The 8,677-nt window shown below is 40.9% G+C and carries 8 protein-coding genes; 1 reads left to right on the forward strand and 7 read right to left on the reverse strand.

What is annotated here, in order from left to right; translation table 11 throughout:
• Window positions 1–491 precede the first annotated feature (491 nt).
• From SST111_RS11890 to SST111_RS11915, 6 genes are all read right to left on the reverse strand, one after another.
• A complete protein-coding gene (locus SST111_RS11890) occupies window positions 492–1,412 on the reverse strand; it encodes a hypothetical protein (RefSeq protein WP_099811594.1) in 921 nt (306 codons plus the stop codon).
• 107 nt (window positions 1,413–1,519) lie between these two features.
• The gene (locus SST111_RS11895) at window positions 1,520–2,068 is read right to left on the reverse strand and encodes an ECF-type riboflavin transporter substrate-binding protein (RefSeq protein WP_024377202.1); all 549 of its coding nucleotides are present in this window, start codon (window positions 2,066–2,068) and stop codon (window positions 1,520–1,522) included.
• A gap of 20 nt (window positions 2,069–2,088) precedes the next feature.
• Entirely contained in the window at window positions 2,089–2,937 is an 849-nt protein-coding gene (locus tag SST111_RS11900) for an SAM hydrolase/SAM-dependent halogenase family protein (RefSeq protein ID WP_029176699.1), read from the reverse strand.
• Between the two features lie 387 nt (window positions 2,938–3,324).
• Entirely contained in the window at window positions 3,325–4,041 is a 717-nt protein-coding gene (locus tag SST111_RS11905) for a YebC/PmpR family DNA-binding transcriptional regulator (protein WP_004194195.1), read from the reverse strand.
• 108 nt (window positions 4,042–4,149) lie between these two features.
• Window positions 4,150–6,318: a PTS transporter subunit IIBC gene (locus SST111_RS11910; protein ID WP_099811596.1), complete on the reverse strand. Its 2,169-nt coding sequence runs from the start codon at window positions 6,316–6,318 to the stop codon at window positions 4,150–4,152.
• A 33-nt stretch (window positions 6,319–6,351) separates the two neighbouring features.
• The gene (locus SST111_RS11915) at window positions 6,352–7,143 is read right to left on the reverse strand and encodes an endonuclease/exonuclease/phosphatase family protein (protein WP_099811598.1); all 792 of its coding nucleotides are present in this window, start codon (window positions 7,141–7,143) and stop codon (window positions 6,352–6,354) included.
• 195 nt (window positions 7,144–7,338) lie between these two features.
• Between SST111_RS11915 and SST111_RS11920 the strand changes: the two genes are divergently transcribed.
• Window positions 7,339–8,046 carry a GntR family transcriptional regulator gene (locus SST111_RS11920; RefSeq protein ID WP_099811599.1) on the forward strand — a complete coding sequence of 236 codons (708 nt, stop codon included), beginning with the start codon at window positions 7,339–7,341 and terminating at the stop codon, window positions 8,044–8,046.
• A 34-nt stretch (window positions 8,047–8,080) separates the two neighbouring features.
• Here the strand turns inward: SST111_RS11920 and SST111_RS11925 are convergent, their stop codons facing one another.
• Window positions 8,081–8,596 (reverse strand): YbhB/YbcL family Raf kinase inhibitor-like protein, encoded by a 516-nt coding sequence (locus SST111_RS11925; protein ID WP_044672608.1) that lies wholly within the window; start codon window positions 8,594–8,596, stop codon window positions 8,081–8,083.
• Between the last annotated feature and the right edge of the window lie 81 nt (window positions 8,597–8,677).

Consider the following 8,677-nt stretch of genomic DNA (forward strand, 5'->3'; position numbering starts at 1 on the left):
TTTTATTTTTAGTGTAACATAAAAACTAACCCACCACAAAATGTGATAGGTTAGTTAACTTAATGACATTGGGCAAAAAGACCAACCTCGCTTCTCAGGGTTCGTGTCAACATCTCAGCGCAGTGGTTGATTGGGTTTAACAGTCCAGTGGACTGTTAAAGGTTGGAGATAGGATTTGCGAAGCAAATCTCAGTAATTCGTGTTTTATACTCCAAATCTGACCTATACGACTGATGCGAACAGAGTTCGCTTCATCTCCAACCTCAAACTGTCCCCCAGACAGTTTGAGCTGTGCGGGGGCGGGAGTTTAAAAGGTCTGGGAGACCTTTTAAAGTGGGAGATATAAGCTGACGGCAGTCAGCTCACATAAATTGATGTCTGGGGATAGACTGTTTCAGCTCAACAACTTAAAACGAAAAATTGTTGACGAACTTTTTTTGACCAGTCGAGTTCTTTCCCGCTCCCATTTATTGAAGGTTCGCTATAACTTCTTAGTCATCTAATTCTGTTTTCAGTTGTCGGAGTTTTTCCAAGGTATCATGTCCGATAAGTTGGTCCACTTTTCGCTTATGGCGTCTAGCAATATTTTCCTTCCATTTATCTTCAATAGGATTATGCGGCTTCTCGGCTTTCCTTTGCTCTTTGATTTCTCTTGCCTCCTGCCACTCCACTCCTTCAATAACTTCTTCCCAATAGCTGGCAATGGCAGAGCAGAGATAGAGTTGGACCTTATTCAACCAGCGTCCAAAAAAAGTTTGCGGAGCACTTTCCTCTACTAGCCGATAAGTCCTTTGGATTTCAATAAGTTGACTTTGGTATTTTTCCCACTGAAGCATAGCTTTACTCGGCTTTTTTCGATAAAGTTGACGCTGTTTGATTAGAGCTATGTACGGTGCAACAAAACGACTCGTCCGTATCTTGATAAAATTTCTGGAGGAGCGAATGGCCACCAGCATGCCTGAGGCCAATAAGCGTTCAACCTCCCTTGCCTGATTATCTGGAAAACGATAATGGACTTGCCACCCCTCTTCTTCAACCACTAAGCGAATCTGTATCCTGCCATTTTGCCAACTCGCCTCCACCTCTTGCTTTTCATCCCATAACTTTTGAAAAAAGAGAAGAAGGTAGTAGCTTTGCTTACTAAGTTCATACCAACTGTTCGTGTGATAAAGGTAGGTTCGAATCGCTCCTTTCATATAAAATTCGCCATGGAAATCATAAAAAGTTGGCTGTTTATATGTAGATTGTGATGGGTGGTTACTAACTCGGAAAACCTTATAATAATAACTATTCCAAAGAATGCAACCATAAATTGATTTCGTCGTTTTCGATTGATAAAGACTTAAAACTTCCTCGTCAGGATTGAGTATAGAATGAATAATCGGTCCCAACTTTTCTTCTGTCCAGACCATACTTCTCCCCTTGAACACATGTTTTTGTTTGTTTTATATTATTATATCATATTTGTATTCTTTGGTATTGAAAAAACCCTAGAATTTTTTCTAGGGAAAATAAAAACTTAATCTTTAGACAAACTACCTGTCTTCGTTTGAGATTTTGCATAAACAGCCAAAAGGAGTGTCCCTGCAATAGCAACTGTAATACTATTTGCAATACCTGCCACAAGTCCCTGTGCAAAGACCTTATTCGCCGCCTCACTATAGATAAGAATATCTAAAACTGGGGCAATGACTCCCCAAGCAATGAGGTTAGCTACTGCTTGAAAAATATTGAAAGCAAAAATATCTTTTCCGTCAAAAATTCCTTCTTGAATACGCAGACGATTTCTAGCAAAACCTAACACCAAGCCGAAAACTGCTGAGGCTAGAACCCATGACCACCAAGGCGACCCACCTCGCAGTGCGTCTATAAAGGCATGACCAATAAGCCCTACAAAGAAACCAACAATTGGTCCAAAAACAATTGACAAGAGCGACTGAACTGCATACTGCAATTGAATGTAGGTATTCGGTACAAAGGTAGGAATGCTAATCAGCAAGCCAATGACAACAAAGAGGGCAGCACCGATACCGGTAGCTACGACAGTTTTGATAGAATTATTTTTCATAAAATTCTCCTTCATTTTCTTTAATTACTAATACGTTTGATTTCAATATGCCAGTTTTGACCTACACCGACATTATAAGCCTTAGCAAATGAGCCCTGATTAATCGCAACACCTACACGATAGAGGGAATTGATATAAATCAATGGCTGTCCGATACGTACATCCGCAAAGGACTTGCCATAGGTTACTTGGTTTTGATACACAAGCATGTCGTTATTGTATATGGTCACTTCAAAGCGATCTTCAAACTGCGGTTGCAAGGTGTAAAATTCTTCCCTCGTAATCGAGGTCCAAAGCGAGCCGAATCGAACATCCAGAATATCAATTGCACCTTTTACATAGTCCGAACCAACTTCCGTTGGGACTGTTGGAATTTCCACAATCTCATCCACGCTTAATTCTGGACCAACTTCTTCAAAGCTAATGTGTCCAGAAGCCAATTTAGCTCCCGTATAGGCATAAACATCTCGACCATGGAAGGTGTACGAATGTTCTGTATTAGCACGGCGATTGGCCACCTCTGAAATTTCTCGAACCGCCTTTATCCCCACATATTTTTTAATGAAGGATAGCGTTCCATTATCTGGCGTTACAATGTAGTGATTTTGTTCGGTCAAAGCTACTACACTCTTACGTTTTGAACCAACTCCTGGGTCGACAACCGAAACAAATGTTGTCCCCTCCGGCCAGTATTCGACCGTTTGAAAGAGGCGATATGAACCCTCAAAGATATTGTACGGAGTAATATCATGAGTTAGATGGTGAACAACTAAATCTCTCGATTCTTGGAGAGCAACACCAATCATCGCTGAAACTGCACCATCAACTAAACCAAAATCTGATTGTAAAACAAGTAAATTATTTGACATAGCTCCTCCTAAAAATAATACCACTCTATCATATCAGAAAAGATAGAAGCTTTCAAATAGCTTTTTCCTAAACAATGCTATAGTTTCGCCTTATAGCTAATTTTTTTAGAACAACTTATTTACATCTTCAATCTGAACATTTAACAGTTGGTTATCAATTGGCAATCTGGCACTAAAAAAAATTCCTAACGTCCGTTCTAATTCCCAATCCAGACCTCATGCTTTAATATTCACTCAAAAAATACCGCCTAACGGCAGTTCCAATCTCCTAGCTTCTAATAAAAATGACTGTCCCCCGGAATTTTGAGTATAAAGAAAACTGCCTGCCGGCAGTTCCAATCTCCAACCTTTTAATATAAAAAAAGTGCTACTAGCACTTTTTTTATATTAAAACCCATCTACATTTGTGTAGATTTTTTGAACGTCTTCGTCGTCTTCGAGGGCATCGTAGAGTTTTTCAAATGTTGCGAGGTCATCGCCTTCAAGTGATACTTCTGATTGTGGAATCATTTCAAGTTCAGTGACGTTGAACTCTTGGATTCCTGATTCTTTCAGTGCCACGATGGCCTTGTGCAAATCAGTTGGGGCTGTGTAGACAGTTATTGTGCCGTCTTCTGCTTCTACGTCATCCACTTCGACATCTGCTTCAAGGAGCAATTCGAAGATGGCATCTGCATCATCACCAGCAAAGACAACCACACCTTTTTTATCAAACATGAATGATACAGAACCAGATGCGCCCATGTTACCACCGTTTTTACCAAAGGCAGAACGCACGTTAGCTGCCGTACGGTTTACATTTGATGTCAAGGTATCAACAATAATCATAGAACCGTTTGGTCCAAAGCCTTCGTAACGACCTTCTACGAAAGTTTCGTCTGTGTTTCCTTTTGCCTTGTCAATGGCCTTGTCAATGATGTGTTTTGGAACCTGCGCTTGCTTAGCACGGTCGATAACAAATTTCAGCGCTGAGTTTGTTTCTGGATCTGGGTCACCCTTTTTCGCTGCTACATAGATTTCAACACCAAATTTGGCGTAAACTTTTGAGTTAGCACCGTCTTTTGCGGTTTTCTTGGCTACAATATTGGCCCATTTACGTCCCATGGGGAACCTCCTACATTTTATAAAATCGCTTTATTATACCATAAATGGCAAGGATTGAGAAGATTTTTAAAAGCAAAAGACAAGCTCGCATGAACTTGTCTTTTTATCTTACAACTCAACTGTCGCAACTTGGCTATCTTTACTTACTTGCCCAAGATTTTCAAGGCTGACAGATTTGATTTCTACTGTGTTTGTGAAGGCAACGACGATGGTCGTTTCACGTCCTGCTGAGCGAATGGCTTCAAGGTCTGCGACAAGGAGCAAATCCCCTGCTTCAACACGTTGACCATCTGTTACCTTGGTTGAGAATGGAGCACCGTTTAGCGCAACTGTATCTAGGCCGACGTGCACCAAGACTTCTACACCCTTGTCAGACAAAATACCGACAGCGTGTTTGGTTGGGAAGACACTGGTTACGATACCTGAAACTGGTGCGTAAACATTGCCGGAGCTAGGCTCAACTGCATAACCGTCGCCCATCATTTTTTGTGAGAAGACTGGGTCTTTTACTTCTGTGATGGCAATAGCTTGCCCTTCAGCGACAGAGTAAACTGACTCCGTCACACCTTTGAACTGAGTCTCAGGAGCAACTTCTTCTGTCGCAACAATTTCTGTACGAGGAATAGCTACGCCAGATTCTAGCAAGTCTTGAATGTCTGATTTGAGAACATCTGCTTTTGGTCCGTAGACTGCTTGAACACCTGAGTCTTTGATAATCAAGCCCATAGCACCAGCCTGTTTCCAAGCATTTTCATCTCCAACCTGTGCCACATCTTTAACACTAACACGAAGACGAGTCATACAAGCATCCACATCTGCGATATTATCACGACCACCAAGCAAGTTGATGATTTGAACCACTTGTGAATTGGCATCCGCAGTATCTACGTTTGAATTTGAAACCACATCTGTTGTTTCTGTATCATAGTTACCATTGCGTCCAGCTGTTGCTAGGTTGAATTTTTGAATCATGAAGTTGGCAATGAAGTACATTGCAACTGCAAAGAGGGCTGTTACCCAGATAAAGTTGAAAGCATCCATACCGATACCAGCTTTAATCGCCATCGGTGTACGTGTAAGGAATTCGATATTACCAAATGAGTGCATACGCAAGTTGACAATATCCGCCATGGCAAAAGCCGCACCTTGTACAAAAGCATAAACGACATAGAGTGGCATTGCTGCAAACATGAACATAAACTCAATTGGTTCTGTTACACCTGTCAAGAAAACGGCTGCAGCAGATGAAAGGAACATACCACGGTATTTTTTCTTCTTATCCGGGTCAACATTACGGTACATAGCAAGGGTCAAGCCCATGAGAATACCAGAGGAACCAATCATTTGACCTACTTTAAAGCGAGCAGGGGTTACATTGGCAAGAAGGTCATTGTACTGAGCCATATCACCAGCATCCTTGAGGTTAATCAAGTCTGTAATCCAAGCCAACCAAAGTGGATCTTGACCAAATACTTGTGTACCTGCTTGAGCACCTGTCAAGATGTCATAGGTACCACCAAGTGACGTATAGTTCATCGGAATAGTCAACATGTGGTGAAGACCGAATGGAAGAAGCAAACGTTCCAAGGTACCATAAACGAAAGGAGCTACAATAGGAGCTGTATCTTGTGATGTTGCAATCCATTTACCAAAACTGTTAATACCAGTTTGTACAAGAGGCCAGAAGATTGCCAAACCTAGCGCTACAAGGACAGAACGATAGATGACAACAAATGGCACAAAGCGTTTGCCGTTAAAGAAGGTCAATACATCTGGCAACTTGCGATAGTTGTAATATTTGTTGTAGGCAGTCGCCCCAACAAAACCAGCAATAATCCCTACAAAGACACCCATGTTCAGAGCAGGCTGACCCAAGATGTTGACGAAGTAGCCTGAAACTGGAATCTCTGTTCCAAAAACAGTGGTTACGGTTGCCGCTGCATCTGCAAGCATGTCAGTCGTCACTCCAAAGAAGTGACCTGTAATCAAGTTAATAAGGATGAAGGCAAGACCTGCCGAGAAGGCACCGCCAGCCTTTTCCTTAGCCCAGCTACCACCGATAGCCAAGGCAAAGAGCAAGTGAAGGTTTCCGATAATCCCCCAACCGATTTGGGCAATGATATTCCCAATACGAATGAGCAATTCTGATTCAGGACTGATTAGTGGAATCGAGTTTCCGATAGAAACCATGAGACCTGCCGCCGGCATAACGGCAATCACGACCATCAAACATTTACCGAATTTTTGCCAAAATTCGAAACTAAGAAATTTTTTCATTTTTTCTCCTTTATTTTTTGGCTATGTGCCATTTTATACATTAATTTCAACTTCCACACCAAAATGGTCTGAAATAATGGGAAGATTATCTCCATTGAAAATCACACGACTGGAGTGAACCTGAATTTCCTGATTTATGAACACATAGTCCAGACGTTTTTCCTGACTATGACCTGCCCACCCATCTATGGCTTTTTCAACGGTGATTCCCCTATCCTTTTCCTCGGCCAAATCATAACTATCATATAAACCTAAGTCCTTGATAGCTTGGTAGGCTTGTGGATTTGACAGGGCATCCGTATTGAAATCTCCCATTAGAATTTTCAAGCGGTCCGAACTTGTTCGTTTCACAATCGAGCGGATATTATCTAGCTGATTTTCTTCTTTACTGTCAGGAAGATTGATATGACAAGAATAAATGTCGATCAATTCCTTCTCATACAAGACCGTCAAACCAATGATTTTTCTAGACAAGATTGATGTCAAATCTTTGTTCTGACTGCAGTAGAAGGCATCCACTTCATAGACAGGTAGTTTGGTCAAGAAGGCAATTCCTTCATCGTACCTATCGTAACCGATATGGGAATTGGACCAAAAATAGGAATAGTCTGTCACTCCAAGCTCTCTTAGTTTCTCAAGCAGGACCAGACCATAATTGTCTTGCCGTAACTCCTTGGTCACCAGAGGACTTGTCATCAACTGGTTGACTTCCTGAAGAGCGATTACATCATATTGCTTTTGAGCAATGGTCTGAGTTAAAATATCCAATTTCTCATGCTGGTCCTCTTCTAGCCAAGCATGAACATTGACTGTTAGTAATTTCATATCGCTCCTTTCTATTTACTTAGTAAAATCTTTTCAACTTGTAGCCTTATTATAACGTAAACGTTTTCATTTGTCAATAGTTTTACGGAATAATTTTATTAGTTTTACGTAAAAGTTTGTCTAGACTTAGAATACTGACCTTTGGCATTTTTTATGATATACTAGCGGTAAATAGCAAGCTAGGAAGTCCCCAAAATGAGTAAATACAAGAAAGTCTATGCTGACATCAAGGAAAAAATTGAACAAAATATCTGGCAGGCCAATCAAGAGATGCCTACAGAAAATGAACTGATGGAGATTTATTCCTATTCCAAGGACACCATCCGCAAGGCACTATCGTTATTAGAAATTGATGGTTATATCCAAAAACGTCAAGGGAGAAATTCCATTATTTTGGACCATAACCTGGTCAGAAAACCATTTGTGTCCGAATTGAAGACCGTCAGTGAACTCAACCGCTCTGCCCACCATCAAGTCCAGACCCAACTGACCAATCTCTACATCGTACAAGGCCAGCCAGAGGTCATGAAGGAATTGGAAGTGGATGAAAAAACGGATCTCTACCGTGTCAGCCGCGTTCGGACTATTGATGGAGAGCGTTTAGAGCATGAGATTTCCTACTTTGACCGCAGGATTGTCCCCTATCTCAGCAAGGAAGTCGCTGAAAGCTCGATTTATAAGTATTTGGAAGAAGAATTAGGTCTAGAGATTTCCCATTCCCGCCGAGAAATTTCCTTCCGCTTTGCGACGGAGGAAGAAAAAAGCCTGCTAGACCTGGCTGACTACGACATGGTGGTTTCCGTCACCAGCACCACCTATCTGGCAGACGGCCGTCCTTTCCAGTACGGCACCATTACCTACCGACCAGATAAGGTTACCTTTGTTTCAATGGCCAAACGGTAAAAGGAACTAGAATCTCTAGCTCCTTTTTGTTAACTTATAGTTGTCCAACAACATTTACACTTACTTTACTCAAAGCGATCGGGCGCACTGCATCTAATAATTCATTATAATAAAATCCATTTTTCAAATCTGTTTTATCAGATAGTGCAAACACTTCTAGAGTATATCGATGATCTTTATCTGGAGGTGTTGGACCGACAAAAATTGAATCAATTTCAGTATAATCTGTTTCTAAGAATGGACTAGAAAAACTATTTTTCCCTTGTTTGATAGTCGCTTTATAATCTAAACTAAAATTTTCAGGAATAACGACCTCACTATTCACAACATCTATATCAGTAACAAGCCAATGGATCCACGGAAATGAGCATATCGGTACAGCATCGTAATCAATCAATGTAATAGCTACATACCTTGCCCCCGCTGGCAATTCCTTAATCTCAAACGGGAATGAGCGTACTGGATTATCTTGAATAACATCTTCAGATTTTGCTTCTTTGCCAAACCGTTTAGGTAAAATATTTTCGCTAAAAGGGACGTTAATTTTCATGTATTTTCTCCTCGTAAAATAAGTTTATGGGGATTTTTCAATCCCAAATTTTTAATGAGTGTAATAATGTTAACTTGACTA

Origin of the sequence: Streptococcus suis YS161, assembly GCF_002760245.1 — a bacterium.
Classification (GTDB): domain Bacteria; phylum Bacillota; class Bacilli; order Lactobacillales; family Streptococcaceae; genus Streptococcus; species Streptococcus suis_I.